20 protein-coding genes are annotated in these 26,952 nt (G+C 53.1%); 12 read left to right on the forward strand and 8 right to left on the reverse strand.

The features are described 5' to 3' along the window. The first annotated feature begins 249 nt into the window (after positions 1 to 249). Positions 250 to 648 (forward strand): hypothetical protein, encoded by a 399-nt coding sequence (locus AC6F7T_RS04950; RefSeq protein ID WP_500716890.1) that lies wholly within the window; start codon positions 250 to 252, stop codon positions 646 to 648. 19 nt (positions 649 to 667) lie between these two features. On the opposite strand, the gene AC6F7T_RS04955 is transcribed toward AC6F7T_RS04950, so the two are convergent. Further along, positions 668 to 1,183 carry a shikimate kinase gene (locus tag AC6F7T_RS04955; RefSeq protein ID WP_500716891.1) on the reverse strand — a complete coding sequence of 172 codons (516 nt, stop codon included), beginning with the start codon at positions 1,181 to 1,183 and terminating at the stop codon, positions 668 to 670. 182 nt (positions 1,184 to 1,365) lie between these two features. Between AC6F7T_RS04955 and typA the strand changes: the two genes are divergently transcribed. Continuing rightward, positions 1,366 to 3,180, forward strand: a complete 1,815-nt coding sequence (typA, locus tag AC6F7T_RS04960) for a translational GTPase TypA (RefSeq protein WP_500716892.1) — start codon at positions 1,366 to 1,368, stop codon at positions 3,178 to 3,180. Positions 3,181 to 3,406: 226 nt separating this feature from the next. Here the strand turns inward: typA and AC6F7T_RS04965 are convergent, their stop codons facing one another. Beyond that, a complete protein-coding gene (locus AC6F7T_RS04965; RefSeq protein ID WP_500716893.1) occupies positions 3,407 to 4,789 on the reverse strand; it encodes a sigma 54-interacting transcriptional regulator in 1,383 nt (460 codons plus the stop codon). A 531-nt stretch (positions 4,790 to 5,320) separates the two neighbouring features. Here AC6F7T_RS04965 and AC6F7T_RS04970 point away from each other — a divergent pair. Next, the gene (locus AC6F7T_RS04970; protein ID WP_500716894.1) at positions 5,321 to 8,773 is read left to right on the forward strand and encodes a pyruvate carboxylase; all 3,453 of its coding nucleotides are present in this window, start codon (positions 5,321 to 5,323) and stop codon (positions 8,771 to 8,773) included. Between the two features lie 83 nt (positions 8,774 to 8,856). Here AC6F7T_RS04970 and ptsP read toward each other — a convergent pair whose 3' ends face one another. The 3 genes from ptsP to AC6F7T_RS04985 form a co-directional block, all read right to left on the reverse strand. Further along, positions 8,857 to 11,172 (reverse strand): phosphoenolpyruvate--protein phosphotransferase, encoded by a 2,316-nt coding sequence (ptsP, locus tag AC6F7T_RS04975; protein WP_500716895.1) that lies wholly within the window; start codon positions 11,170 to 11,172, stop codon positions 8,857 to 8,859. A 110-nt stretch (positions 11,173 to 11,282) separates the two neighbouring features. Next, positions 11,283 to 12,266, reverse strand: a complete 984-nt coding sequence (locus AC6F7T_RS04980) for an oligopeptide/dipeptide ABC transporter ATP-binding protein (protein ID WP_500716896.1) — start codon at positions 12,264 to 12,266, stop codon at positions 11,283 to 11,285. 2 nt (positions 12,267 to 12,268) lie between these two features. Then, positions 12,269 to 13,228, reverse strand: coding sequence for an oligopeptide/dipeptide ABC transporter ATP-binding protein (locus AC6F7T_RS04985; RefSeq protein WP_500716897.1), 960 nt, complete (start codon positions 13,226 to 13,228; stop codon positions 12,269 to 12,271). Positions 13,229 to 13,371: 143 nt separating this feature from the next. Here AC6F7T_RS04985 and AC6F7T_RS04990 point away from each other — a divergent pair, with 143 nt between their 5' ends. Then, positions 13,372 to 14,253, forward strand: coding sequence for a PHP domain-containing protein (locus tag AC6F7T_RS04990; protein WP_500716898.1), 882 nt, complete (start codon positions 13,372 to 13,374; stop codon positions 14,251 to 14,253). A gap of 5 nt (positions 14,254 to 14,258) precedes the next feature. Here the strand turns inward: AC6F7T_RS04990 and AC6F7T_RS04995 are convergent, their stop codons facing one another. Continuing rightward, positions 14,259 to 15,047, reverse strand: a complete 789-nt coding sequence (locus AC6F7T_RS04995) for an enoyl-CoA hydratase-related protein (protein ID WP_500716899.1) — start codon at positions 15,045 to 15,047, stop codon at positions 14,259 to 14,261. A 35-nt stretch (positions 15,048 to 15,082) separates the two neighbouring features. Continuing rightward, positions 15,083 to 16,216, reverse strand: a complete 1,134-nt coding sequence (locus AC6F7T_RS05000; protein WP_500716900.1) for a M20/M25/M40 family metallo-hydrolase — start codon at positions 16,214 to 16,216, stop codon at positions 15,083 to 15,085. Between the two features lie 342 nt (positions 16,217 to 16,558). Between AC6F7T_RS05000 and AC6F7T_RS05005 the strand changes: the two genes are divergently transcribed. From AC6F7T_RS05005 to AC6F7T_RS05020, 4 genes are read left to right on the forward strand one after another with little or no spacing between them, the layout of a single operon-like run. Next, positions 16,559 to 18,322 (forward strand): aldehyde ferredoxin oxidoreductase C-terminal domain-containing protein, encoded by a 1,764-nt coding sequence (locus AC6F7T_RS05005; protein ID WP_500716901.1) that lies wholly within the window; start codon positions 16,559 to 16,561, stop codon positions 18,320 to 18,322. Beyond that, entirely contained in the window at positions 18,319 to 19,512 is a 1,194-nt protein-coding gene (locus tag AC6F7T_RS05010; protein WP_500716902.1) for a class II aldolase/adducin family protein, read from the forward strand. The genes AC6F7T_RS05005 and AC6F7T_RS05010 overlap by 4 nt, the downstream gene beginning before the upstream one ends. Beyond that, positions 19,499 to 20,608, forward strand: coding sequence for a tetratricopeptide repeat protein (locus AC6F7T_RS05015; RefSeq protein WP_500716903.1), 1,110 nt, complete (start codon positions 19,499 to 19,501; stop codon positions 20,606 to 20,608). Before AC6F7T_RS05010 ends, AC6F7T_RS05015 begins: the two co-directional genes overlap by 14 nt. An 18-nt stretch (positions 20,609 to 20,626) precedes the next feature. Next, positions 20,627 to 21,259 (forward strand): ACP phosphodiesterase, encoded by a 633-nt coding sequence (locus AC6F7T_RS05020; RefSeq protein ID WP_500716904.1) that lies wholly within the window; start codon positions 20,627 to 20,629, stop codon positions 21,257 to 21,259. Here AC6F7T_RS05020 and AC6F7T_RS05025 read toward each other — a convergent pair. Then, positions 21,211 to 22,548, reverse strand: coding sequence for a radical SAM protein (locus AC6F7T_RS05025; protein WP_500716905.1), 1,338 nt, complete (start codon positions 22,546 to 22,548; stop codon positions 21,211 to 21,213). The genes AC6F7T_RS05020 and AC6F7T_RS05025 overlap by 49 nt on opposite strands. A gap of 269 nt (positions 22,549 to 22,817) precedes the next feature. On the opposite strand from AC6F7T_RS05025, the gene AC6F7T_RS05030 reads away from it, so the two are divergent. The 4 genes from AC6F7T_RS05030 to AC6F7T_RS05045 all read left to right on the forward strand — a co-directional run bounded on the left by AC6F7T_RS05030 (position 22,818) and on the right by AC6F7T_RS05045 (position 26,899). Next, positions 22,818 to 23,183, forward strand: a complete 366-nt coding sequence (locus AC6F7T_RS05030) for a hypothetical protein (protein ID WP_500716906.1) — start codon at positions 22,818 to 22,820, stop codon at positions 23,181 to 23,183. Next, positions 23,180 to 24,346: an FtsX-like permease family protein gene (locus AC6F7T_RS05035; RefSeq protein ID WP_500716907.1), complete on the forward strand. Its 1,167-nt coding sequence runs from the start codon at positions 23,180 to 23,182 to the stop codon at positions 24,344 to 24,346. The genes AC6F7T_RS05030 and AC6F7T_RS05035 overlap by 4 nt, the downstream gene beginning before the upstream one ends. Next, on the forward strand, positions 24,343 to 24,999 hold the full coding sequence (locus AC6F7T_RS05040; RefSeq protein WP_500716908.1) for an ATP-binding cassette domain-containing protein: 657 nt from the start codon (positions 24,343 to 24,345) through the stop codon (positions 24,997 to 24,999). Before AC6F7T_RS05035 ends, AC6F7T_RS05040 begins: the two co-directional genes overlap by 4 nt. Before the next feature lie 220 nt (positions 25,000 to 25,219). After that, on the forward strand, positions 25,220 to 26,899 hold the full coding sequence (locus tag AC6F7T_RS05045; protein WP_500716909.1) for a DUF4080 domain-containing protein: 1,680 nt from the start codon (positions 25,220 to 25,222) through the stop codon (positions 26,897 to 26,899). Positions 26,900 to 26,952 lie beyond the last annotated feature (53 nt).

The following is a 26,952-nucleotide window of genomic DNA, read 5'->3' on the forward strand; positions in this document are numbered from 1 at the left end:
GACATAGTAGGTTGTTGATGATAGTTCATTGATAAGGTAGGAAAAGCATACTTAATTCTATAGCAGGCAGATGAGCAATCTGCAAGCGGAAAGCTGACCTCAGTCTCCATTCTTCATCGCGAGTTGGCAGGAACCAGGGGGGGCTCAGATTCCTGGACTCCCGCTTTCGCGAGAGTGGCGACTTTTCAGAGGAGAGCGGAAGATTGGTGCAAATCAGGAAAAGTGATAATTAATGGCAGGACCATCAAAATGACACAGACAAAAAAGACAGCAATCCGCCTGGTTTTTTATCAGCGCAATTATTTGGCCGACAAGTGGCGGCAGATGGTCAACCAGGCAGAGCTTGACGCACTTTTTGCTGACTTAAGCCGGGAGTTGGCTCCTTTAGGTTTCGAGTTAGACATCTTAGACGATGAAACGAGCATGGATATCAAGGGTTATGGTGATCTGCTCAACAGTGTTCGCGTTCGCTGTCCAGCCCACGGGTTTGGCAATATGTGCCTTGGACATATTATTGGTGCCAGTAAAAACCTCAACCTGACAGAAGACCTCCGTCGTGGTGTTAATCGGGTGTGTTTTGCTCCGGAAACTATTGAACCCCAAGGCAGTGACAAGGTTGTCTGTCATAATTGCGGTTGCGGATGTTAGACAGGCAGAATAAAGCGAGTCAGGAGTCAGGAGTCAGGAGGTTGATAATCGTATCAACAACCTGTTTCACTGTTTGGCCGCTGGTGGGGATTTGCAGAAACTGGTGGTAGACCGCTTCGCGCTCACACAGTAGTTGCTTGATCCGCTCCAGTGGGTTGGGATGTTGCAGGAGGGGACGAAGCTGTTTCTGCTTTTTGACGCGGTTGAGAATCTCTTGCGGCGTTGCGCTCAGACAAAAAATGCGTCCATTTTGTCGCAGTATCCTGATGTTTTCCTGATTGGTAAAGAACCCTCCCCCGGTCGCAACGACCAGGTCACAGCGATCAGCCAGTTCTTGAGCCACCGCAGCTTCCATCTGCCGGAAGGCAGCTTCTCCTTGCCGGGCAAAGATCTCCGCAATCCGGCAGTTGTTGCGCTGCTCAATTAATTGATCAGTATCGATGAAGGTTGCGCCTATACGGGCAGCCAAAGCAGCCCCGATGGTGCTTTTGCCTGTTCCCATGAAACCGGTGAGAATGATATTTGGTTTGCTCACGTGATTTTAGGTTCCGGACTAAAAGGATTATTGAATATGCCGCCAAAAAAGATAGGGGTATCGAATGATGATGTCAAGCAAGGTTGAATTTAATCGTATTTGTGTTGGCTTTAATCTGTCTTTCTGATATGTTCGCTCTCTTTTTCTCTAACCAAAATAGCTGTTTTGTAAAGGATTTATAAATGATTGAAAACATCAGAAATATCGCCATCATCGCTCACGTTGACCACGGCAAAACCACACTGGTGGATGCCATGCTGGTCCAGTCGGGGGTGTTTCGCGAACATCAGGTCATCACCGAGCGGGTCATGGATAGTAATGATCTGGAAAAAGAACGTGGCATCACCATTTTATCGAAAAATCTGGCAGTGCAACGCGGAGATCTGAAGATCAATATCGTTGATACCCCGGGACACGCTGATTTTGGTGGCGAAGTTGAGCGAATTTTGAAAATGGTCGATTCGGTTTTGTTGCTGGTCGATGCTTTTGACGGTCCAATGCCACAAACTCGCTTCGTCCTGAAAAAATCCCTCGATCTGGGGATCAAGCCGATCGTCGTTATCAACAAGATCGATCGCCCCGGCGCACGACCCGAAGCGGTTGTCGATATGGTCTTCGACCTGTTCTGTGAGCTGACGGCCAATGAGCAGCAGCTTGATTTTCCGATTGTTTACGCCAGTGCCAAGTTTGGCATCGCCAAGGCCGCGCTGGAGGATGAATCCGACAACCTGGACCCCCTGTTTGACATGATCCGTAATCGCGTCGATCCCCCGGCCGGTGACCCGGCTGCCCCCTTTCAGATGCTGATCAGCAGTATTGATTATAATAAATTTATCGGTCGCACCGCGACCGGAAAAATCGCCAATGGCACCATTTACGCGGGTGATCAGGTGGCGCGGATTGATCGTGATGGCAAGGTGACTAACGGGCGTATTACCAAATTGCTTGGTTACCAGGGGCTGCAACAGATGGAAATCAGCGAGGCCAGTGCCGGTGATATTATTACCATTGCCGGCTTGGAAGATCTGGGAATCAGTGAAACCCTGACCGATGTTGAGAATCCACAAGCCCTGCCTTATGTCGCCATTGATGAACCAACCCTGTCGATGAATTTTATCGTCAACAATTCCCCTTTTGCCGGGCGTGAGGGCAAATGGGTGACTTCACGCAATATTCGTGAACGCTTGATGAAAGAGTTGCGCACCAATGTGTCGTTGCGCGTCGAAGATACCGCCAGCACCGATACCTTTAAGGTGTCCGGACGGGGGGAATTGCATCTGTCGATTCTCATCGAAAATATGCGCCGTGAAGGATTTGAACTCTCCGTCTCCAAGCCGGAGGTTATTTACCGCGAGGTTGATGGGGAAAAGTGTGAGCCGATTGAGTATCTGGCCATTGATGTGCCTGAGGAATACCAGGGAACAGTGATCGAAAAACTCGGTCGCCGCAAGGCTGAAATGACCTCCATGCAGACCATGGAAGGAACTAACCGGGTTGAATTTCTTATCCCCGCCCGTGGGCTGATCGGCTTCCGTACCGAGTTTATGACGGATACCCGCGGCACCGGCGTCATGAACCACAGTTTTCACAGCTACGCCCCCTACAAGGGACCGATTGAGGGGCGTAAAAATGGCGTGTTGATTGCCATGGAAGCCGGTGAGACTGTCGCTTATTCGCTGTTCAACCTGCAGGATCGCGGAATTCTGTTTGTTGGCCCCGGAGTGCAGGTCTACGAAGGGATGATCATCGGCCAGCATTCGCGTGAGAATGATCTGGTAGTAAATGCCTGCAGAGGGAAAAAGCTGACCAACGTGCGGGCATCGGGGAGTGATGAGGCGGTGCGTATCATACCACCAAGAAATTTGTCCCTTGAACAGGCACTCGAGTATATCGATGACGATGAGTTGGTGGAAATTACCCCCAAATCGATCCGCTTGCGTAAGCGCTATCTGGATGCTAATGAGCGTAAGCGTTTTGAAAAACAGTCAATCAAGTAATTTGCTTATCCACTTCGTTGCAGTTATAACGTTTAGAGGATCGGGACCGATGCGACCCTCTGATACACTGGATCCTGCGACTTTGCGCAAGATGACACAGACGTAAATTTCTGGAAAAGAACCTGCCGTCATTCTGCGCGAAGTCGCAGAATCCACATCCTGTTTTCTGATTTTCTGGAACCAAATAGATAACCAGATAAAATTAGATCGGGTGCAAAAACAGTCTTTACGGGTTTTCAATGCTCAAACGTTTGATTTTTTCTACCAGGGTCGTGCGGTTGATGTTCAGCAACACCGCTGCACGCGCCTTGACCCCTTGCCCCAGTTCCAGCGCCTGCTGGATCAGTTGGCGCTCTATGTCAGCCATCATCTGATTGAGATCGATCCCTTGCGGGCTGACCTCGGGGGCTGAAATCCTGGCCATGGGACACTGGGAGGCGATGTCCGGCGGCAGGTCTTCACAGGCAATGCTGCTGTTGTCGGTCAGGGCCACCGTTCGTTCGATCACATTTTCCAGCTCTCTGACATTCCCCGGCCAGGGGTAGTTTTCCATCGCCTGCAGTGCTGCAGTACTTATACTGATCGGTTTGCGCTTCATCTCGCGACAGGTCTTTTCCAGAAAGTGTCGCGACAGCAGGGCGATATCCCCACGCCGCTCACGTAACGGTGGTAGTTGAATGGGGATTACATTGAGGCGATAGTACAGATCTTCACGAAATTGGCCGGATTTGACCTGTTCATCCAAATCAATGTTGGTGGCGGAAATCAGGCGGATGTTAAGATGGATCTTTCTGCTTGATCCGACGCGCTCACACTCATGCTCCTGTAATACCCGTAACAATTTCATCTGCAACTGCAACGGCATATTGCCGATTTCATCGAGAAACAGGGTGCCGCCGTTGGCCAATTCAAACTTGCCCGGTTTGTCAGCAACGGCACTGGTAAAAGACCCCTTGATGTGCCCGAAAAGTTCTGATTCCAGCAGATCGGCCGGTATGGCTCCACAGTTGATAGCGACAAAAGGGTACTCAGCACGGGGACTGTTGTAGTGGATGGCCTTGGCTACCAGCTCTTTGCCGGTTCCTGAAGCACCGAGAACAAGGATGGTGGAATCGGTAGCTGCCACTTTCTCCATGCGGATGAAGACGTGTTGCATCGCCTGGCTGCTGCCGATGATGTTGTGAAAACGGTAACGGCCGTGGAGTTGTTGGCGGAGATACCGGTTTTCCGAAACCAGGCGGTTTTTTTCCAGCGCTTTGGCGACCTGGATACGCAGTCGCTCGAAGTTGAAGGGCTTGCTGATATAGTCAAGGGCTCCGGCCTTCATGGCTTCGACGGCGGTTTCGGCCGAGGCGTTACCGGTAATCAGAATGACGGAGGTTTGTGGAAAATCAACCTTGACCTGTTTTAGAATGTCGATGCCGCTGACGCCAGGCAACAACAGATCGCTGATGATCAGGTCAAAGGTTGTTTTTTTGAGCAGCGCAAAGGCCTCTTCAGCTGTCTGGGTGCTCTTGACACGGTAGCCGTCGCGCGTCAGCAGGGTCGAAAGGGAACGGTTGCTTTCGACTTCGTCATCGATCAACAGAATCTGGGGGTGATGGGTCATGTCTCACCTCGGATAGGCGTCATTTTATTGACGTCACCTTAGCATAAAGAGGTGTCATCCTCAAGCTTCTTGCGCAAACTAAACTGGAAATTTACCGATGATCATTTGTGCAAATTTCTCTCTTCTCCACTTCTTCATCTTCCCGCTCAACCTGCCGGTACAGCTAATAATCTGAAACGTTGGTGCTGAGCATACGGGGTGCTGAATCTTTTTGCCGCGCAAACAACAGCAGACAGATGTTTTTTGTCATAGCCATTACATATAAAGTAATAATTTATTTTTGTGTATGCTGCTGTTTTTTCAGACAAAGATTTACAGGTTAGCTGCAGGGTTTCTTGTTTTGTACCTTTTCTGATAAGAGTAAAACACTATTCTAGCTTGACAAAGTCCGTCTTTTATTGTTTCTTTGCTACTGTAAAGTTTGGCAAGTTACTGAAATTTCGATAGAAGTTTATTTATAATAAAAAAATTTAGCGATCTCAAAAATTTACATATTTGATATTTGTCCCCTGTCAAGGAGTAGCCAAGACAATGAATATAACGAAATTTAAAAAAATTATGGCAGCTAACCGTGGCGAAATTGCGATCCGGATTTTTCGCGCCTGCACCGAGCTTGGCATTTCTACCGTTGCCATCTATTCTGAGCAGGATCGCCTCTCCCTGCATCGTTACAAGGCGGACGAGGCCTATCTGATCGGCAAAGGGAAGGGGGCTATTGATGCCTACCTGGGCATCGATGAGATCATCGACCTGGCGCGCAAAAAAAATGTTGATGCAATCCATCCCGGTTACGGTTTTTTGTCTGAAAATGCGGAATTTTCTGCCGCCTGCGAACGTGCCGGTATTGCTTTTATCGGACCGACCCCTGATATCCAGCGGCGTTTGGGCGATAAGGTGTCGGGCCGCAAGGTTGCTCATGAAGCAGGTGTTCCCATTGTCCCGGGTACCACCGATCCGGTCCGCACTGAAGAAGAAGCTCTGATCTTCGCTAAATCATCCGGCTATCCGATTATTGTTAAAGCCAGTGCCGGCGGCGGTGGTCGCGGTATGCGCGTCGCTAATAATCAGAAAGAACTGCTTGAAGGGTTGCGCAGCGCAGCGTCTGAAGCACAGGCATCTTTCGGGGATGCAACGATTTTTCTCGAAAAATACGTAAAGAATCCAAAACATGTTGAAGTCCAGATTCTTGGCGATAAGCATGGCAATATGGTTCATTTTTATGAGCGCGATTGTTCGATCCAGCGTCGTCATCAAAAAGTCATCGAAATTGCACCATCCCTTTATCTGACGCCGAAAAAACGTGAAGAGCTCTGTTCTTACGCTTTGAAAATTGCCGGCTCGGTTGGCTATATCAACGCCGGGACAGTTGAGTTTTTGATGGATAAAGAGGAGAACTTTTACTTTATCGAAGTCAACCCGCGCATTCAGGTAGAGCACACAGTCACTGAACTGGTCACTCTACGTAACCTGGTACAAGCCCAGATCCGTATCGCCGAAGGGTATAAACTCAGTGATCCGGAAATTGGCATCAAGAGCCAGAAGGATATTGAGCTGCGTGGCTTTGCGATTCAGTCACGGATTACCACCGAAGATCCTGACAATAATTTTGCGCCCGATTTCGGTACGATCAAAGCGTACCGTACTGCGGCCGGTTTCGGTGTTCGTCTGGATGCCGCTGCCGGTTATGCCGGCGCTGTGATTACCCCCGATTATGATTCCCTGCTGGTCAAGATTTCAACTTGGGGCCTGACTTTTCTTGATGCCTCGCGCACTATGCACCGCGCCCTGCAGGAATTCCGCATCCGCGGTGTTAAAACCAATATCGGTTTTTTGGAGAAAGTCATCACCCATCCGGTGTTTCTCAAGGGGGACTGTGATACCTCCTTTCTTGAAAAACATCCGGAAGTTTTCGAAGTGCGTGTCAAGCAGGATCGCGCCAACAAGATTCTCAATTATATCGGTGATGTGACGGTCAACGGTTATCCCGGTATTCCGCCCCACAAGGCTCTGAAGTATAGCTCTTTGCGTGAGCCGGAAATCCCCGAAATTCCCTATGGCCAGCAGCATCCACGGGGCACACGGGATATTTTGCGCGAAAAGGGGCCTGAAGGTCTGGCGCAGTGGGCCCGCAATCACAAACAATTGCTGATTACTGATACCACCATGCGTGATGCCCATCAGTCCCTGGTAGCGACCCGTTTCCGCACCTTTGATCTCGATCGAATCGCTGAAGCCACTGCGCACTTAGGGGGCGGGTTGTTCTCCCTTGAGATGTGGGGTGGCGCTACCTACGATGTTTCCATGCGTTTTTTGCGTGAGGATCCGTGGGAGCGGCTCGACCGATTACGCGCCAAGGTGCCGAATATTCTGTTCCAGATGCTGCTGCGTGGTTCCAATGCGGTGGGTTATACCAATTACCCCGATAATGTCGTTCAGGAGTTTGTTGGCAAGGCGGCCGAGAGCGGCATCGATGTCTTCCGTGTCTTTGATTCCCTGAACTGGACCAAAGGGATGCAGGTGGCGATGGATGCCGTGCGTAAGAGCGGTACTATTTGTGAGGCGGCTATCTGTTATACCGGCGATATTCTTGATCCCAAGCGCGATAAGTATCCGCTGGAATATTATGTTTCCATGGCCAAGGAACTGGAAAAAATGGGTGCCCACATTCTGGCCATCAAGGATATGGCAGGACTGATCAAGCCCTTCGCTGCCGAGAAACTGATCAAGGCGCTGAAAAATGAAGTCGGCTTGCCGATTCATCTGCATACCCACGATACGTCCAGTAACGGCGGGGCTATGCTGCTGATGGCGACCCAGGCCGGCTGCGATATCGTTGATCTAGCCCTGTCCTCTGTGTCCGGTTTGACCGCGCAGCCTAATATGAATGCACTGTTGGCAGCCCTTGTGGGCACCATCTGGGATCCGCAAGTCAACAACGACGGATTGCAAAAGCTGGCTAACTACTGGGAAACCTGCCGGTCTTACTATGCCCCTTTCGAGTCGGAATTGCGGAGTGGTACGGCGCAGGTGTATTACCACGAAATTCCCGGTGGTCAGTATTCCAACTTTAAGCCGCAGGTCGAAGGGCTTGGTCTGGGTCATCGTTGGGAAGAGTGCAAACAGATGTATCGCACCGTCAACGATATGTTTGGTGACCTGATCAAGGTTACGCCGTCATCCAAAATTGTCGGCGATATGGCGATGTTTATGGTGCAGAACAATCTGTCACCGGAAGATGTTTACGAGCGCGGTGAAGATCTGGCTTTTCCCAAAGGGGTTGTCGATTTTTTCAAGGGTATGATCGGTCAGCCCTATGGCGGTTTTCCAGAGCGGTTACAGCAGATTATCCTGCGCGGTGAACAGCCGTTAACCTGTCGTCCCGGAGAGTTACTCGAACCGGCGGATTTTGTCCTGAAAAAGGACGAACTCGAGAAAAAGCTCGGCCATAAGGTTTCTGACCGCGATGTGCTCTCGGCCGTGCTGTATCCCGGCGTTTATGAAGAATATGATCGTTTCCGCCAGGAACACAGTGATGTTTCGGTCCTGCCGACCCCGGTGTTTTTCTACGGTCTTGATATCGGTGATGAAGTCACCATCGAGATTGAGCCTGGCAAGACCCTGATCATCAAGCTCAGTGCCATCGGTCGGGTGCGGGAGGATGGAACCCGTCATATCTACTTTGAGCTCAATGGTGAACCTCGGATGACGACCGTTGTTGACCGCTCGGTGGAGACTGATTTCAGGAGTAATGTCAAAGCGGATCCCGATAATGGCCATGAGATCGGCGCACCGATGCCGGGAAAAATCTTCAAGCTGATGGTCAAGGAAGGGGACACCGTTGAAGAGGGGGACGTGCTGCTGATTACCGAAGCGATGAAAATGGAGACCAACGTTAAGACCCGCCGCGCTGGTGTCATCAAGCAGCTGGTTTTTGATGAGGGAGATCAGATTGAGCAGGGGGATCTGCTCGCTGTGATTGAATAAGTTTTTCGCGACGTTGATGCTAATGCAGCCGGGCCCCTTTTATTGCGGGAGTTCGGCTGTTTTTTTGCAGCAAACTGTGGGGATCAGTAATCCAGAAGAGACTCAAGTAGAGAACGAATCTCTGTGCTGTCGCCAAGTTCCAGCGCTTTGCGGGTGATGGTTTCTGCTGCGCCGCTGTCGATCTGGTTGATGATATTTTTAAGTTGTGGAATGTAGGGGGCCGACAGGGAAAAATCACGGATACCCAGGCCGATCAAGGCCAGCAGGCAAACCGGGTCAGTTGCCATCTCGCCACACAGACAGAGGTCAGTGCCATGCTTGCGGGTGACAGCAACCAACTGGTCGATGCTCTGCAGCACCGCCGGGTGGAGAGGGTCATAGTGGTTCTGCACGCGCGGATTGGAACGATCGGCCGCTAGCAGGTATTGAATCAGATCATTCGTGCCGAGGGCAAAAAAATCTACTTCCTGTGCCAGATGGGGGGCCAGCTGAATCGCCGCGGGAATCTCGATCATCGCACCGATTTGGAGATGAGGATGATAGTTGATGCCCTCTTGCTCCAGTTGCTGCGCTGCTTGACGTACCAGTTCTTTACAGGTGCGGATTTCATTCAGGTTAGAAATCATCGGAAACAGCACGCGCACCGGACCGGCAGTGGCAGCCATGAGGATAGCTTCGAGCTGCACTTTGAAAATATCGGGATAATCAAGGCTGATGCGTACTGACCGCCATCCCATAAAGGGGTTGTTCTCCTGGGGCTGGCGGAAATAGGGGAGGGTCTTGTCGCCACCAATGTCGAGGGTACGGATGGTAACCGGCATGCCGGAAAATTTTTCGACGATTTTTTTATACCATTGATACTGCTGATCGCGATCGGGAAAACCACTGTGGGTCATGTAGAGGAATTCGGTGCGATACAGGCCGACCCCCAGCGCCCCGTGATTGATAGCGACATCAACGTCGCTGATCAGGCCGATGTTCGCGCGTAAGAAGACCTCATGACCGTCCCGGGTCGTTGCAGTGACATCGCGCAGCAACAGCAGCCGCTCTTTTTCCTGCACACGATCCCGCTCCAGGCGCAGATATTCGTCGAGGATGCTGGTGGAAGGATTAGGATAAAGACAGCCGGCGTTGGCATCGAGAATCAGCTGATCGTTGGGACTGATATGGATAGTGGCACCTGCAACCCCGATTACTGTGGGGATGCCGAGGCTCTTGGCCATGATCACCGAATGGGAATTGGCCTCGTTGGACTCCAGCACGATGCCCTGGATTTTCTCATGGTCAAGGATTGCCATGTCTGAAGGAAGCAGTCGTTTGGCGATAAGAATACTGGGTTGCTGCAGTTGCAGGCCTTCCGGCGCCCGGCCGACCAGATTGGCAAGCAGCCGTCTGCCGACATCTTCCATGTCGGCCGCGCGCTCGCGCAGATAGGGGTCTTCCATCCGGGCAAAGGCCGCGAGATAGCCATTGATCACCCGTTTTAGGGCATAGGGGGCACTGTGGCGTTCTTCGATCAGGTGATGCAGGCGTTCGATGAAGCCCCGGTCTTCGAGGATCATCAGATGGGTGTGGAAAATGGCAGCATCTTCCTGGCTGAGTTGGGCGGCAACCCGCTTTTCCAGATACAGTGTCTGAATACGGGTCTGGCGCAGGGCTTCGTCCAGGCGTGTCAATTCGGCGTTGATGTCGATGTTGCATTCATCAAAAATATCGGCAAAACCGTAGTCCTGATCGAGGATCGTCACCGAACCGGTGACGATGCCGGGGTACGCCATTTTGCCGTAGAGAGCGATGGTTTGCTGCGCTGGGGAGGTGCCTGGTTCGGATGCTGACGCAGCAGGCGCGGGCGGACCGGGGATTTCATAGCGATGCAGGGTGTCAAGCAGTCTGGCATTGACAACAATGGAAGCCACCTGAAATGCGATGGTTGTCAGGGTTGCCAGTTCATCTTCTGAAAAGTGGTGAATGTCACAGGTCTGGATAACCAGAACGCCGATAGAAGCGCTGCGATCTTGTAAAGGGATGCCGACAAAGGTATGGAATTGTTCCTCTCCGGTTTCGTGAAAAAAACGAAAATCAGGATGATTCCGGGGATTACTGATGGCCACTACCCGTTGCTCTGCTGCTACCTTCCCCGTCAACCCCTCACCAATCTGCAATTTGACCTGACCGATCGATTCGACGGTCAGACCGTGAGTCGCCCGTAACACCAGAGTCCGTTGATCTTCATCGAGCAGATACAAGGAGCAAACTTCCGAGTGAGCCCGTTCGGCAACCAGGTGAACTATATTGTTGATTGTTTCATCCAGGTCATGGGAGCGGAGAATAAGCGCGCTGATATCCTGCAGGGTGTGCAGTCCGAGCTTCAGATCTGATGTTTTTTTTACTCTGGTCATGAACGATCAACAGCTGAGGGTTAGAGATGGATGCGCCGGCATTCTAGCTTACCCCCGGGTTATTTGCGAATATTTTTTCAAGTTGGAGGTGGGTGGGAAAGCCCACGGCTTTAAACGCGAACCAGGTAACGGCCGACCTGATCGCGGTAATGGCAGGCGACCAGGTGACCGCCGGTGAGCGGTTTTAATTCAGGCGCCTGTTGCCGACAGAGGTTATCCGCATAGGGGCAACGCGGATGGAAATGACAGCCACTGGGTGGATTGACCGGCGAGGGTATTTCCCCGGCCAGTGCCAACGGGCGAGCATGTTTCGGGTCAGGAACAGGAACGGCGTTAAGCAGCGCTTCTGTGTAGGGATGGCGAGGGTTTTTATACAGATCCGCCGCGGTGCAAAGTTCAACAATGTTTCCCAGGTACATGACAGCAATGCGGTCACTGACATGTTCAATAACAGCCAGGTCATGGGCAATGAACAGATAACTGAGTTGTTGTTCTTCGCGCAGTTGTTTGAGCAGATTGAGAATTTGCGCCTGAACCGAAAGATCAAGGGCAGAAACCGGTTCATCGGCGATAATCAATTCCGGTTCCACCGCTAAGGCCCGAGCGATACCGATGCGCTGCCGTTGGCCACCGGAAAATTCATGGGGGTAGCGCTGTTCGTGCTGCGCCGACAAACCGACTTTTTCCAGCAGTTCAATGACTCTGGCGCGAATCTGGCCGGCCGGCACAAGCCGGTGGATGATCAACGGCTCACTTAAGATGGCGCCAACGGTCATGCGTGGATTGAGTGACGAGAAGGGATCCTGAAATATCATCTGCATGCGCCGCCGCCAGGGACGCATTTTTGCCGCAGAGAGACCGGTCAGCTCAGTACCGGCATAATAAATCTGCCCCCGATCGGGCTTGAGTAATTGCAGGATCAGCTTGCCGGTAGTTGATTTACCACATCCGGATTCGCCGACCAGACCCAGGGTCTCGCCGGCCTCGATGGTAAAAGAGACATTGTCTACCGCCACAAGTTTGCCTCGATTGCGGCCAAGTGCATCAGTCACATTGAAGCTTTTTCTTATATTTTTTACTTCAAGAAGGGCCATGATTATGACAGTCTCCAGCAGCGTACCAGGTGGTTGTTCGTAACCTCTTTCAGGGCCGGGCGCTGCTGCTGCTTTTTGTTGCACAGGCAGGTACAACGTTCGGCAAACAGACAGCCTTCATGATTTTTGGTCAGATCAGGAAGCTGCCCGGAGATGGTGGCGAGGCTGGTTTTTTCGCCAATACGTGGTACGCATTGTAACAACCCAATGGTGTAGGGGTGGAGCGGGTTGGAAAATACGTCGTTGATGCTGCCCATTTCTACAATCTGGCCGGCATACATGATCGCAACCCGCTCTGCATTACTGGCGACAATCCCCAAATCGTGAGTAATCAGCAGGGTTGCCATGCGGCGTTCTTGTTTGAGTTTCAGCAGTAAATCCATGATCTGGGCTTGAATGGTCACGTCAAGGGCGGTCGTCGGCTCGTCAGCTATCAGCAGTTTCGGATCGCACGCCAGGGCTATGGCGATCATGACCCGTTGACGCTGACCACCGGAAAGCTGGTGAGGGTAATCACGCAAGCGCCGGATCGGGTCGGAAATACCAACCTGAGCGAGGCTCTGGGCAGCATGGTCGAGAGCTTCGCGGCGCGAGAGCCCCTGATGCAGGCGTAACACTTCAGCGATTTGATCGCCAATCTGTAAAACCGGGTTCAGGGAGGTCATCGGCTCCTGGAAAATCATCGAGATGTCGTTGCCGCGAACTCGCCGGATTTCTATCTCCGGCAAATGCAGCAGGTCGCGGCCATCGAGATGGATCTCGCCACCAACGATACGCCCCGGTTCGGGGAGCAGGCGTAAAATGGAGAGGGCGGTCATCGATTTGCCGCAGCCCGATTCACCTACCAGCGCCAGGGTCTCGCCCTGTTCGATGTGAAAAGAGACGCCGTCAACGGCCTTGAGCAGACCATTGCGGGTGAAGAAGTAACTCTTGAGATTGTCGACGTTCAGACGTGGTGGCATGCGAAAAAAGGCTCCTTGTTAGGCTTATTCATGTGTACACGCTGACGCTGAAATGGTCAAGGGGTGCCGGTCATCGCCGCCTGTATCCGATTTTTTTCATTAAAACACTAGCGTTACGTCAAACAAACAAGAATAATAGGCAAATGAATTGTAACTATGTTGATCTGCATATCCATACCACCTGTTCCGATGGATTTTTTCAGCCTGAGGAGGTCGTGCAGCAGGCAGCGCGCGTTGGTCTGTTGGCTATCGCATTGGCTGATCATGACAATATCGATGGGATCGAACGTGCGACCGTGGCCGCCGGCCCCCTGGGGATCGAAATCATCCCTGCGGTAGAGTTGTCAAGCCAGTGGCACAACTACACCGACATGCACTTGCTGGGTTACGGCTTCGATTATCGTGATCCCCGCCTGATTGCTGAATTGAATCAGTTTCAGTCGTTTCGTGCCCAGCGCAACGAACGTATTATCGCTGCGGTGAATCGTAAGCTGGTGGGCGAAGGACGTCCTCCGATCGCTGTGGAAGAAGTCCGCAGGCTGGCCGGTGGAAGTATTGGCCGACCGCACATTGCCCAGGTGTTGCGCGGGAAAGGTTATGTTAGCGGCAATGAAGATGCTTTCACCCGTTATCTGATTCCCTGTAACGTGGAAAAACACTATTTTCCCGCTGATGAAGCCATTCGTCTGGTGCATGCCTGCGGAGGCATCGCGGTTCTGGCTCATCCCCCCTATGTGACCCGCGATCGGCGGCAACTGGAATATCTGGTAACGGAACTGGTAGAGCTGGGGCTCGACGGGATCGAGGTCTACAATAACGGTTCCGGGCTGGAGGACAGTGATTGGCTGATCCGCCTGGCGCAGCAACGGGGTCTGGTGATTACCGGCGGATCAGATTTTCATGGTGAGCCAGGCTCCGCTATTCAGATTGGCTATGGACTACGTGGTATCAGAGTCCCCTACGATTGTGTAACACAGATCAAGGAAGCCTTGAACCGGCGCGCTCAGCCTATCCGTTGGGCATAGCTTCCTCAACAGTCCCGCCAATCCGGCCGGCGTTTTTCGAGAAACGCCAGCATCCCTTCTTTTTGATCAGCCGTTGCAAAACATAGCCCGAACAGGTCCGCTTCATAAGCAAAGGCGCGATTCCTATCCATTTCCATCCCGTTCGTGACTGCTTCCTTGATCAGTTGCAGTGCCATTTTCGGTTTTTCGGCAATGGTCTGTGCCAATTTCTGCGCTCGGGGCATCAGCTCGGCAGCGGTTACCACCTCGTTGACCAGACCGATTTGTGCTGCCTGACCGGCGCTGATCCGTTCTCCGGTCAACATCAATTGTTTTGCCCTGCTGCTACCCACCAGGCGCGGCAGGCGCTGGGTGCCACCCCAGCCGGGGATGATGCCGAGATTGATCTCCGGTTGTCCGAGCTGGGCACTGTCCGCGGCAATCCGGATATCACAGGCCAGGGCCAGTTCGCAGCCACCGCCTAAGGCGTAGCCGTTGATGGCGGCAATAAATATCGTGCTGCCGTTTTCAATTTTATTCAGCAGCAGCTGGGCAGTGGTTGCCATCCGGCGGGCGGCGATGGGGTCAAGAGGCTGCATGACGCTGATATCAGCGCCGGCGACAAAGGCTTTGTTACCGGCGCCGGTGATAATGGCGACCTTGACGTGCGGATCGGCTTCGATGGCGCTGACGGCTGCATCCAGTTGTTGCAAAGTCAGTTGATCCAGCGCATTAAGGGATTCGGGACGATTGATGGTAATCAGGGTAACGGTGTCAAACCGCGTGCTGATAACCCGTTCGTTGGAAGTTTCCATGTAAGATTCCTTGTGGTTGATGTATGAGTAGAAATTCAGGCGTTACGGATAACCTCTACCAGTAGCGCAGTGACCTTTTCCATGTCGGCAACCGTAACCTGTTCCTGGGGCGTATGTACCTTGTTCATGCCGGTTCCCAGAATCACCATCGGAATACCATGACCATTAAAGATGTTGGCATCGGATCCGCCGCCGGCGGCGGCAACCTGTTGAGGACGTTGTAGTGCCTTGCCGGCGTTCATCACCAGTTGCACGATGGGGGCTGTTTCCGCTATCTGCATGGCGGGAAAATCTTCCTTGATTTCAATCGCCATGGTTGCATGGCGGGTTTCGCCGTCAATCATCACCGAGCTATTGTTCACCTCTTCCTCACAGCAGCGGATGATTGCTTCGGTGACCTGCTGCAGGCGTTCCGGCAGGTGGCTGCGAACCTCGCCGTGCAGACTGACCAGTCCGGGGATAATGTTGGTGGCGATACCGCCGTTGATGGTGCCGATGTTGGCTGTGGTGTGTTCATCAATACGACCTAAGGTCATGCGTGCAATCGCCCTGCTGGCAATCATGATGGCGGATATCCCCTGTTCCGGACAGACGCCGGCGTGCGCCTCAAGACCATGAATGTCGATCTTCATGCGGTTGGCAGCGGGGGCACGGTTGATAATCCGGTCAATGCCGGTGGTGTCGAGAGCGATTCCTTTAGTGCCTTGCAGCGTCGAAAAATCAAACTCTTTTGCCCCTAAAAGCCCCCGTTCTTCACAAACGGTGATGACGACCTCAAGGGGGCCATAGGGGATATTGTTTTCGCTGAGGACCTCGATGGCTTCGATCAGTTCGGCGATGCCGGCTTTGTCATCGGCACCCAGAATCGTATCGCCGGCACTGGTGAAAACCCCGTCATTTAACAGTGGTTGAACATTTTCAGCCGGGCTGACAGTGTCCATGTGGACACAGATAATGAAAGCGTCACCTTCACGGGTACCGGGAAAACGCGCGATCATATTGCCACTGTCGCTGCCGATAGCGGCACCGGCGGTGTCAAAAGTCACATCGGCACCAAGCTGTGAAAAGCGTTGTTGCAGATAGGCGGCGATAAGGGCTTCGCGATATGATGGGCTGTCAATCGCAGCAAGGCGAAAGAACTCGTCACTGAGACGCTGGTTGTTGATCATGATGTATCATCCTGTTGTTGATCCCAAATGGGGCATGATTGAGTAAAAGAAAGACGTAACTGTTCAGCAGCGGATCGGGGCTCCTATGGCAAGGGACGCGATTGTTTCCCGTTGGGTCATCCATGACCGCTTGTTGTCGCCGTCCATGGCGACAAACCCCCTTGCCACAGGATCCCCGACCCTGCGCGAGGGACAGCAGTGAATAGATACCATCAGAATACAGAAAAAGTGCAAAAAAACCAATTGATGGACAGCGTAAAAGAAGAACTGCTACATTTACCGGTCATTAACGTTATCATTGCTGGGGAATCCGGATGAATCTCTCATTGAAAATTACTGCCGATGAATAAGGTGACCCCCCCTCGCAACTTGGCAGGTTGGTGTGGTCGTCTACTCATTGTCGATTTAACCCATCAGAAAAGCTGGGTAGAGTCGCTTTCTGCCGATTTGCTGCACGACTCTATCGGTGGCCGCGGTCTGGGCGTACGTTTGCTGCGTGATACTTATCAGCTCGACCCTTTCAGCGCCGCCATGCCGTTGATTTTTGCCGGTGGCCCACTCTGCGGGACGATCGCTCCTGCCTCAGCGCGGTTAAGCGTTGTCTCCCGTTCACCCTTGACCGGCACCATTCATGCCAGTTCCTGTGGCGGCGCCATGGCCTTGCAGCTTAAAGCGGCCGGATACGATGCGTTAAAAATCACTGGAGTCAGCGCAGCGCCGGTACTTCTGTCGATTGCCGGTGATCAGGTGCAGATTGAATCGGCAACACATTTGTGGGGGCTGCCCGTCAGTAACACCCTTGCCGCGTTGAAACCCGTTGGTGGTGCGGCGATTATCGGCCCCGCCGGCGAACATCAGGTTTTATACGCTAATATCATGACTGCCGAGGGAAGCGCCGCCGGGCGTGGTGGGCTGGGCGCAGTGATGGGTGCAAAGCGGCTCAAAGGGATTCAGATTGCTGGAAAGAAGCCGGTCGTTGTCGCCGATGCCGAAGGGGTTGAGCGCAGCGTCAATGATATCATGCGGCTACTCAACGCCGCGCCGGTGATTTTTGGTGAGTTGGGTTTTGCCGAATATGGCACGCCGGCGCTCATCGATCTGTTGGCTCAGCGGCGGATGGTGCCGACAAATAATTTTCGCGAGACATTTTTTGCCGAAACATCCCGCTACGCGGCACCCGCTTTGCGTCGGCGCTACCAGCCGGTCAGCCAGGGATGTCATGACTGCCCGATTTCCTGTAAGAAAGCAACCAGGGATCAACAGCGTTTACCCGAACACGGCAGCTTGAGCCACTTCGGTGCTCTGCTGGGTATCAGTGACCTGGATATCATTGTGGCGGCTTGTCGGCTTTGTAACGATCTGGGGTTGGACACCCTTTCTGCTGCAGCAACTATAGCGGCCTTCAGCGAGGCATCAGGGGAAGGTATCCGTGCTGAAGATCTGCCGCATCGTCTCGGGCAGATTGCCATGCGCCAGGAAGATGGTGATCTGCTCGCCCAGGGCGCCCGGCGTCTGACGACAGCGCTTGGCTGCCCGCATCTGGCGATGACGGTTAAAGGCCTCGAGCTTCCTGCCTACGATCCGCGCGGAGCCTATGGCATGGCGCTGGCGTATGCTACCAGTAATCGGGGTGCCTGCCACCTCCCGGCCTATCCGGTAGCCCATGAAATACTCCGTAAGCCGGTAGCCAGCGACCGCTTCGATTTTGCCGGCAAGGCATGGATGAATATTGTTGCCGAAAACACTCATGTCGTGGGAGATTCTCTGGTGGCCTGCCGTTTTGTTTTTTTGGCCGCCGGGCTGGAAGAATATGCAGCGCTGCTAACCGCGGTAACCGGTGTTGATTTTACAGCGACACAATTGCTCGCCGGCGGTGAGCGGATCTGGTTGTCGGAACGTTATTACAATCAGATGAACGGTTTTACCAGCGCGGATGACATGCTGCCGGAACGTTTTTTTCAGGAACCAGGATCCAGTGGTCACGGAATTTCCATACCGGCAATTGACCGGCAGCGCTTTCTGGACGAGCGGGCGCGCTATTACCGTCTGCGTGGACTGGATGATAGGGGGCAGGTGCCTTCCCATTTTTTGGAAAATCGACTGTGATCAGACAAGTAGAAAAATATCGACATCAGCTTGAACGCGATGGTGCCGTGCGCCAGGGGCGCGTCGCCCTGGTGGCACAGGATGATCTGATCCGCGAAGCTGGTGCGACCGATCTGTGTCGGATCGGGCGCGCCTTACTCTCAGAAGTCAAGTCTATTGCTCTGGTGATAGGCGAACCCTGGTTGCCGTTTCAGAATCTCTATCCACTCTGTCTGGCACCGGAATCCCAGCGCATCGCTCCGCTTGATACAGAAACCCGTACCTTTCTTCATGATATCCCTCTGGTGCGCCGGCACCATGGCCGGATTGACTGGGCAGACGTTGCCGGACTCCTGGGACAGCGCAAAGGCGTGCTGGTGGAAGGGGTTGGGATCATTGCCGTTGGGTCGGTGACCGTAGAGCAGGGGTATGTCAACTTTTCTACCCTCTATCATGCGCTTTTTGTTGGTTATCTGCTGCACTTGTTGCAGGATGAGCCACGGTGTGCTGAAATAGTGGAACTGGGTCCCTTGCTCGAACAGCTCGCTCATCCTATCCCGCAGCTGTTGGACGATATTGCCGCTGGACCCTTTGCTGATGAACATGCTGTGCGTAAGGCGATTGAACAGGCGGGACAGCGTACTGTAGAACTGCACCTGGTTGATTCTTTTTTCGGCAATATATCCTGCCATGTGAACAATCAGCTGATGATTTCCCAGACCGGCGCCAGCCTTGATGCATTAGCCGGCTGTATTGATCTGGTGCCGGACGATAATTCCACCACCGCGGGGCTTACTGCATCCAGTGAGTTGCCGGCCCATCGCGCCATTTATGCAGCCACCGGAGCGACGGTAATTCTTCACGGCCATCCGAAATTTACCGTCCTTATGAGTTTGCTCTGCGATGAACAGGGGTGCCATATTGCTGATTGCTGGAAAGACTGTCCGCAGGTCAGATATCTCGGGACCGTTCCCGTTGTCGCCGGTGAGGTTGGCGCCGGCGGGATTGCCAAAAACCTGGCACCGGTCATGGCAGATGGAATCGGTGTTGTTTATGGTCACGGGGTGTTTGCTGCCGGCACGGTCGATTTTCGTCAACCGTTACATAAAATGATTGCCTTGGAAAATTGGTGTCGCAGGGAATATCAGCGGCTACTGGGTCAAAAAATAGCTGGGCATGAAAAATCAGGAGTTAAAAGTGGGAGCAGGTAACATACAAGACGTACCGGTCGAGGAATTGTCGGTTATTGAGCTGTCGAAACAGGGGCGTCAGAAGCTGCGTTCACGCAAATATGACGAAGCCTGTCAGCTGTTTTTTCTGGGGTTGGAGAGTGAACCGGAAAATCCCTACCTGCTCTCTGGAATGGGTGATGCCAGTCGCGAGATGGGGAACTTCGAGCTCGCTGAAGACTGTTATCAGAAGCTTCTGCACATCGATGAAAACAACCTGTTTGCCTTGCGCGGACTCGGTGATGTTTACAAGAAACTGAATCGCCATGCCGATGCCATCAGCATGTGGGAGCGCTATCTGCGCCTGCGGTCACTCGACAAGCATGTGATGTCGCGGATTGCCGACAGTGCCAAGGTGCTGCTGCAGTTTGAGCGAGCAGAGCAAATGTATCTGAACATTATTGAGTTCGCTCCGGATGATCGTTTCGCCCTGGCGGGACTGGCGGACTTACAGCATCGTCTGGGTAAAGACGCCGAAGCTATTCAGATTTATGAAAAGATTCTGACTCTTGGCGGTAGCTCTCTGCATATCCTCACCATCCTCGGCAAACTGTGCTTGCGACTGTCTGATTTTGACCAGGCTGAAATTTATTTTCGCCGTGCCCTTGAGATCGACGCTGATAACCCCTATGCCCTCTATGGTTTGGGCAATTGTTACCGCTGGCATCGGCGCTATCACGAGGCTATTGAAATCTGGCGGAAGATCCTTGAAGATTCCGACGGCACTCAGATCCTGCATACCCGCATGGGCGATGCCTATTATCACCTTGACATGAAGGAAGAGGCCGCCCGGTCTTATCGGCGCGCCATCGGCTTTGGCCGTGATCCTTTCTCCATGGCCGGGCTTATCTGTTTGTCAGTCGATACGAACGATCTGGATACGGCGGTTACTACTTTTTTCGCACTGGTGGTGACGGATGACGACCCTCTCTTTCAACTCGACATGCTCAGCCGGCGTTTTGTTCGGGATCAACATCAGCATTTAATGCAGGGTTTCTGCCGGTACCTGTTACAGCTTGACCGTTCCGATCAGCGTTTTGGTAAGGATCTGGCTTCCGCCCTTGAAAAACTCTGCTGATAACAACAGGTGATTCTGATGAATTATCTGGCCCATCTGTATTTTTCCGCGCCGCGGCCGCTGGCCTGGGCCGGCACACTGATGGGTGATTTTTTCAAAGGGAGTCATTTTGGCGAACTGCCGGATGACCTGGTAACCCACCTTAAGCTTCACCGCCGGCTGGACACCTTTACTCTTAACAGCCCACCTTTCCAGGCCAGTCGCCGGCGTCTTTGTCCCTCTTTCGGCCATGGTCGCAGTATTCTGGTAGACGTGTTCTACGATCATTTTCTAGCCTGCCAATGGGAGCACTACTCTTTGCAGCTATTGCCGGAATTTGCTCATGGTGTATATAGGGGGCTGCACGTCTGTCATCACTATCTGCCGCTAAGTCTGCAGGAGCAATTACCGCGAATGATAGCAGGGGACTGGCTGACATCCTATCGACAGGAGGAAGTCGTTGGGCGGGTGCTGCAGCGTCTGGAACAACGACTGAATCACAAAATTCCCCTGGCCCAAGGCTTCGAGCAATTGCATCAACATCGCGAAAAGCTGGAGGAAGATTTTACTGCTTTTATGTCCGCTGCCACCGGCTATGTCGAATCGTTACCGGCCGGGGAGCTTCACAGCTGCGCCGGTAGCGGCCAGTCGTTCTCAAAACCGGGGGGATAAAAATGTTCACGGGTACGGTTAAAGTAGCCATACTGAAGGCGCGGAATTTTTTGCTTGAGCAGATCGAGCATCTTCTTCATGCCGATCCCTTTCCCTTCGGCACCCAGGGTTGACCAGTAGAGCAGGGGGTCAATGCTCAGATTGCGCATCTGAATCAGATCGATTCCTGTTTCATCTACCAGTTTCAGCAAGGCTGCCATTTCATCCTCACGGTCAGTGATTCCCGGAAAAACCAGATAGTTGAGCATGGTAAAGAGACCCTGTTGCTTAGCGCGGCGGATCGACTCCAGCACATCAGCAAAGGAGTAACAGCGTGGACGGTAATAGGCGTTGTAGAAATGTTCCTGCACCGAGTTGAGGGAAACGCGGATGGAATCGAGCCCGGCTGCAGCGAGCTGGTCGATGGCAGCGGGTATAGAAGCGTTGGTGTTGAAATTGATGGTGCCGCGGTCTGTCTGTCGGCGCATCTGTCTGATCGCAGCAGTAACGGTATCGATCTGCATGATCGGATCGCCTTCACACCCCTGGCCAAAGGAGACAATGGCGTTCTCGGCTGTTTGTAAATGAGGGACAGCTACGGCACAGATTTCTTCAACGGTCGGGACGAAATCGATGCGATCCTGACTGGCCTGGCAGGCTTTGGGCTCGTCCTGCAGGGAAATACAGCCGAGACATTGGGCATTGCAGACAGGCGAACAGGGCAAGGGAGCTTCCCAGCGGCCAAAAAATAGATTCTTGGCGGCAAAGCAGTGATAATCAAGGGCGCAGCGCGACAGTTGTACCAGCAGCCGATTGTCAGCTTCACGCTCAAGGCGCTGACGCACCAGTGGCTCCAGTTGGCGATCGTCAAAGTGCTGGGGCTCCCACTGGCGGTTGCGATCGACCCGAACGGCCGCTACATAGAAACACTCTTCTTCAACACACCAGCCGACAGCGGTATAGGACCAGAGGGTGAGTTCAACCGGTTTATTCATATAATCGGCGGCCGGCAACAGGGTGCGGGTAAAAGCCGGCGTGACAAAAGCAGAAACCGCCTGGAGAGAACCTCCGCCCCATGATTTTGGCATCCGGGTCACAGTTTTTTGCTGACCATTACGACGATCAAAACCGATGGGTGGCGTCTTGGGAATGGTAAACAGGCGACTGCCCTCCGGCAATGGAATCATCTCGTCCGGGTCCGGTTGGCACAAAGTCAGGCCGTTCATTCCCGCCATGAGGAGATCCGGATGCTCAAATACCTCGCCCCGTTCATCAGCTACCAGGGTCAAAAAGGTTTTATTTCTGCTCATCGATTCATTCCTTTTCACGCAGGCGCCGAATATAGCACAGAAGGGCGTCGACGAGAACCTCCAGTGCCACTGAACAAAGGCACACTTGGTAACTGTATATTCCCCCAAATAAGGTGTCCATTGAGCGCTTTTCCTTTACAATAATGCTTGTATTTGATAGAAGAAATCTGATTGTTTTCTTTATCATTTTACCAGACAAAAAGATTGCCCGTTGTCTGTGGATACCCTGAACCCTGTGCGGTTTAGCTTGATCATCAGGAGTTTTGCTCATGAAAAAAATCTTGTTCGGGTCTGTTTTGGTATTTTCCCTGTTCCTGGCGGCCTGTAGTGGCGGCGATAACAAATACGGCGCCGGGGTTGATCCTGCTGCTCCCAGGGTACAGGTTAAGGACATGTTTTTACGCCCGGAACTGATGGGGCAAACGGTGACCCTGGAAGGGCGCATCGTTAGTCAGTGCGCCTCCAATGGCTGCTGGTTTTACCTGCAGGATGACACCGGCCAGGTCTATATCGACCTGGCGCGCAACGGCTTTGAGTTGCCTTCATTACCGAACAGAACGGCCATCGCCACTGGTACCGTCGCCAGATCCCAGCAGGCTTTCTTGCTGATTGCCACCGGGGTTGAAGTGAAATGACCAGCTATGTGAAACTTGCGGCCAAAAATATCCTGCGCCACCGTACCCGCAGCTTACTGACCATGCTCGGCATTGCCGCATCGGTTGGTGTACTGTTCGCCGTGTTATCCTTCAATAAAGGGTTCACCGAAGGCCTGGCGGTTGAGCTGGAGCGCACCGGTCTGCATTTCATGATCGTACCGTCCGGCTGTGCCCACGAGGTCGCCGCGCTGGTATTGCACGGCGCGGTTATCCCCAAATTTCTCGATACCGGAGTGATGGAGCATGTCGAGCAGACCGCCGGTATTGATCTGGCAACCCCGATTCTGGTGGCGCAACTGCCCGACCAGCAACGGGGCAAGATCGACCTGATCTACGGCATTGAGATGAACGTGCTCGAAGCGATTAAGCCCGGGTGGGAAATCACCGGCACGATCCCGCGCCACGAGCATGAGGTGCTGCTTGGTTACGAAGTTGCCCAACATGACAACCTCAAGCCCGGCGATCACTTCTCCTCGCCGGCAGAAGGTGTTGATCTGGTCGTTTCCGGCATTGTCGGCTATTCCGGCAGTCAGGATGATGCCTTTGTCTACCTGCCGATACAAAGCGCCCAAAACCTCCTCGGCTATCCCCAATCGGCCACCGCCATCGGCGTCAAGGTCGATGATCCGACCCGCATTGGCGCCATTACCGAGTCCTTGACCTCATCAGTACCCGGTATCCAGATTGTCACCATGGGTGAAGTCATGAATTCCGTCTCCAATCTCGCCGCTGCAGCGCGGGCCTTAAGTCTGGCCATCGTGCTGATCGCCATCCTGATCAGTGCCGTCGGGGTGATGAACTCGATTCTCATGGCGGTGTTTGAGCGCACTCAGGAGATCGGCATGATGCGCGCCGTCGGGGCCTCACGCTGGGACATCTTCCGCATTATCCTGAGTGAAACAACCATTCTTGCCCTGGTCGGTGGTGTCGTCGGCATTGTTTTGTCCACCCTTGGTGCTCGATTGATTGAAACCTTTGTCCGCTCCGTCATGCCCTTTGTTCCCTCCGGCGACCTGATCCGTTTCGAGCCCATCGTCGCCCTGGGAAGCGTGGCATTTATCTTTGTTATCGGTCTTTGTGCCGGCATTTATCCAGCGGTCAAAGCATCAAAAATTAATCCAGTAGAGGCGATCAAGGGATGATTGAACTTAAGAATATCGAAAAAACCTATCGTCGCGGGGTGGAAAATGTGCGCGCCTTGCGGGGCGTCAATCTGACCATCGACGCCGGCGAACTGATGGCCATCGTCGGCCCTTCCGGTGCCGGCAAAACCACCTTGCTGCACATCCTCGGCTGCCTTGACCAGCCGACCAACGGTGATGTTGTTTTTGATGGTGTCAATACCGCCAGTATGCCCGAATCACAACTGGTCAAGATCCGCCGCGAGAAGATCGGTTTTGTCTTCCAGCAGTTTTATCTGATTCCCGGCTTAAGCGTTTTTGACAATATTGCCCTGCCGTTACTCTTCAGTAAAAAACCGGCGCAGCGCAAAAAGATTGAACAACTGGCTGAAATGGTCGGTCTGGAACATCGCCTCAATCATGCTCCTGCCCAGCTGAGCGGTGGCGAGATGCAGCGCACCGCCATCGCCCGCGGTCTGGTCAATGATCCGGCGATACTCTTGGCGGATGAGCCTACCGGCAACCTGGACACGGAAAACAGCGAAAAAATATTTGCTATCTTACGGCGCTTGAGTGATGAGGGGTTGACAACCATTATGATTACCCACAACCCGGAGCTCGCTGCCCGCGCCGAACGGACCGTCAAGATCAGGGATGGACTGATCTGCCCCTGAGATATATTCATTTATCTGTAATTATCCAGCATTATCCTTGCGCAGGGTTGGGGATCCTATGGCAAGGGTTTTTGTCGCCATGGACGGCGACAAAAAGCGGTCATGGATGACCCATCGGGGAACAATCGCGTCCCTTGAAATAGGATTCCCAGCCCGGTGCTGAATAGATACCTTTCTCTTAATCCTTGGCTGGGGGTGGGCAATCGGGTAATCTGTCGCCATGAAGATCCTGTTAACCACCCTGCATAGCCGTTTCATCCATGCCAGTCTGGCCTTGCCCTATCTCAAGGCTTACTGCCAATCGCTTTGTTCAACGATTCAGATTCTTGAACTAACCCTCAATCAACCCAAAGAAAACCTCCTCGCCCAGATTGTTGCGGCTGAGGCCAGCGTGGTCGGTTTTTCCGTCTATCTGTGGAACCGGGTGACGACATTAGAGCTGGTCAGCTGTTTGAAACAGATTAACCCTGACTGTCGGATAGTGCTTGGTGGTCCGGACATCTCTTTTGAATCGGCTGATTTTTTTCAGCAGTACCCGGTAGATGCGATTATTTGCGGCGAAGGGGAGGTTCCCTTACGGCACCTGCTGAGTGCCTGGTGCGCTGGCGAGCAGCCAACCCCGCTTCCCGGAGTGCAACTGCCGGGTGAACATGCTACAGAGCAGGAGAGTCTGCTTGATCCCCTCGACCAGTTACCGTCACCCTTTGCTGCCGGGCTGGTCGCTCTGACCCGTGGCTTGGTGTATTACGAGAGTAGCCGTGGTTGCCCGTACCGTTGCAGTTTTTGCCTGAGTGCCCGCAGCACCCAGGTCCGCTCTTTCTCCATGGAGCGCATCAAGGCTGACCTTGGGCTGTTGATGAACCAGCAGATCAAGTTGATCAAGTTTGTCGACCGCACATTCAACTACAACGCCGAACGCGCTCGTGAGATCTTCCGCTTCATCCTTGAACACAACCGTTCAAGTTCATTTCATTTTGAGATGGGAGCCCACCTTCTTGACGAAGCAACACTCCAACTTTTGGAAAAAGTTCCAGCCGGGATGTTTCAGTTTGAAATCGGGGTTCAGGCGGTCCTGCCGGAAACCTTGCAGCGCGTGTCCCGTACCATGTCGGTGGATCTGCTGGCCGCTAATGTTCGCGCCCTGCGCGAACGTACCCGCATTCATCTCCATCTCGATCTGATAGCCGGTCTGCCGGGCGGTGGTCTGCTGGAATTCTTTGCCGCCCTCGACTGGACCTACGCCTTGGGTGCTGATCACCTGCAGATAGAACTGGTGAAACTGCTACCAGGGGCGCCACTGCGCCGCGAGTCAGTAGCACAGGGTATCTGCTATGACCCGGCGCCCCCTTACACCGTGCTTGCCACGATGGAATGGAGCTTTGCGGACCTTGAGCGGGTGCGTGGCATCGCCCGCTTGAACGATCTGCTGGTCAACAGCCATAAGTTCCCCCGGCTGATCGCTGCACTGTTGGCCAGGGCGGGTTCATTGTCAGGCTGCCTGGACGATCTGAATCGTTTCTGGAGCGAACAACAGTTGCATGCCAGTAGCCGGGCTTTACGGCAAGTAGCTTACGAGTTGAATCGTTATCTGGCGCAGCGTTTTTGTGGGGATGTGCTGATGGGTCTGAGAGAATGTCTGGCTCGCGATTACGCTCATAGTGAACGGGTGGTCAGCGGTTCCGCCCCTGATTTTTTCAATCAGGACCTTACACCGGATGAACAGGCGCGGGTGCGCCGGCGCGTTAAAGAGGAATTGAGCGAATTAGACCGTGACGGCAAGGTGCAGTTTTTCAGCAGCCTTTTTTATCATTTACCCGAAGCGTCCGGGCGACAAATTATCCTGTTTATTTATGTCACCAAAGCATCGTCGGGGGTTGAGGTAGAGGAATTGATATTATAAGCAGGTTGTCATCGTGTTGCCCAACAAAGAAACGGCCGGGAATTCCCGGCCGT

The sequence above is a fragment of the Pelovirga sp. genome, from assembly GCF_059864205.1.

What these genes read in the sequence shown, in the direction of transcription:
- AC6F7T_RS05040 (WP_500716908.1), top strand. Translation starts at nt 24,343, where the DNA reads ATGATTGAACTTAAGAATATCGAAAAAACCTATCGTCGCGGGGTGGAA.
- AC6F7T_RS05045 (WP_500716909.1), top strand. Translation starts at nt 25,220, where the DNA reads ATGAAGATCCTGTTAACCACCCTGCATAGCCGTTTCATCCATGCCAGT.
- AC6F7T_RS04965 (WP_500716893.1), bottom strand. Translation starts at nt 4,789, where the DNA reads ATGACCCATCACCCCCAGATTCTGTTGATCGATGACGAAGTCGAAAGC.
- AC6F7T_RS04970 (WP_500716894.1), top strand. Translation starts at nt 5,321, where the DNA reads ATGAATATAACGAAATTTAAAAAAATTATGGCAGCTAACCGTGGCGAA.
- AC6F7T_RS05020 (WP_500716904.1), top strand. Translation starts at nt 20,627, where the DNA reads ATGAATTATCTGGCCCATCTGTATTTTTCCGCGCCGCGGCCGCTGGCC.
- AC6F7T_RS04950 (WP_500716890.1), top strand. Translation starts at nt 250, where the DNA reads ATGACACAGACAAAAAAGACAGCAATCCGCCTGGTTTTTTATCAGCGC.
- AC6F7T_RS05035 (WP_500716907.1), top strand. Translation starts at nt 23,180, where the DNA reads ATGACCAGCTATGTGAAACTTGCGGCCAAAAATATCCTGCGCCACCGT.
- AC6F7T_RS05005 (WP_500716901.1), top strand. Translation starts at nt 16,559, where the DNA reads ATGAATAAGGTGACCCCCCCTCGCAACTTGGCAGGTTGGTGTGGTCGT.
- AC6F7T_RS05000 (WP_500716900.1), bottom strand. Translation starts at nt 16,216, where the DNA reads ATGATCAACAACCAGCGTCTCAGTGACGAGTTCTTTCGCCTTGCTGCG.
- ptsP (WP_500716895.1), bottom strand. Translation starts at nt 11,172, where the DNA reads ATGACCAGAGTAAAAAAAACATCAGATCTGAAGCTCGGACTGCACACC.
- AC6F7T_RS04980 (WP_500716896.1), bottom strand. Translation starts at nt 12,266, where the DNA reads ATGGCCCTTCTTGAAGTAAAAAATATAAGAAAAAGCTTCAATGTGACT.
- typA (WP_500716892.1), top strand. Translation starts at nt 1,366, where the DNA reads ATGATTGAAAACATCAGAAATATCGCCATCATCGCTCACGTTGACCAC.
- AC6F7T_RS05030 (WP_500716906.1), top strand. Translation starts at nt 22,818, where the DNA reads ATGAAAAAAATCTTGTTCGGGTCTGTTTTGGTATTTTCCCTGTTCCTG.
- AC6F7T_RS04995 (WP_500716899.1), bottom strand. Translation starts at nt 15,047, where the DNA reads ATGGAAACTTCCAACGAACGGGTTATCAGCACGCGGTTTGACACCGTT.
- AC6F7T_RS05025 (WP_500716905.1), bottom strand. Translation starts at nt 22,548, where the DNA reads ATGAGCAGAAATAAAACCTTTTTGACCCTGGTAGCTGATGAACGGGGC.
- AC6F7T_RS04985 (WP_500716897.1), bottom strand. Translation starts at nt 13,228, where the DNA reads ATGCCACCACGTCTGAACGTCGACAATCTCAAGAGTTACTTCTTCACC.
- AC6F7T_RS04990 (WP_500716898.1), top strand. Translation starts at nt 13,372, where the DNA reads ATGAATTGTAACTATGTTGATCTGCATATCCATACCACCTGTTCCGAT.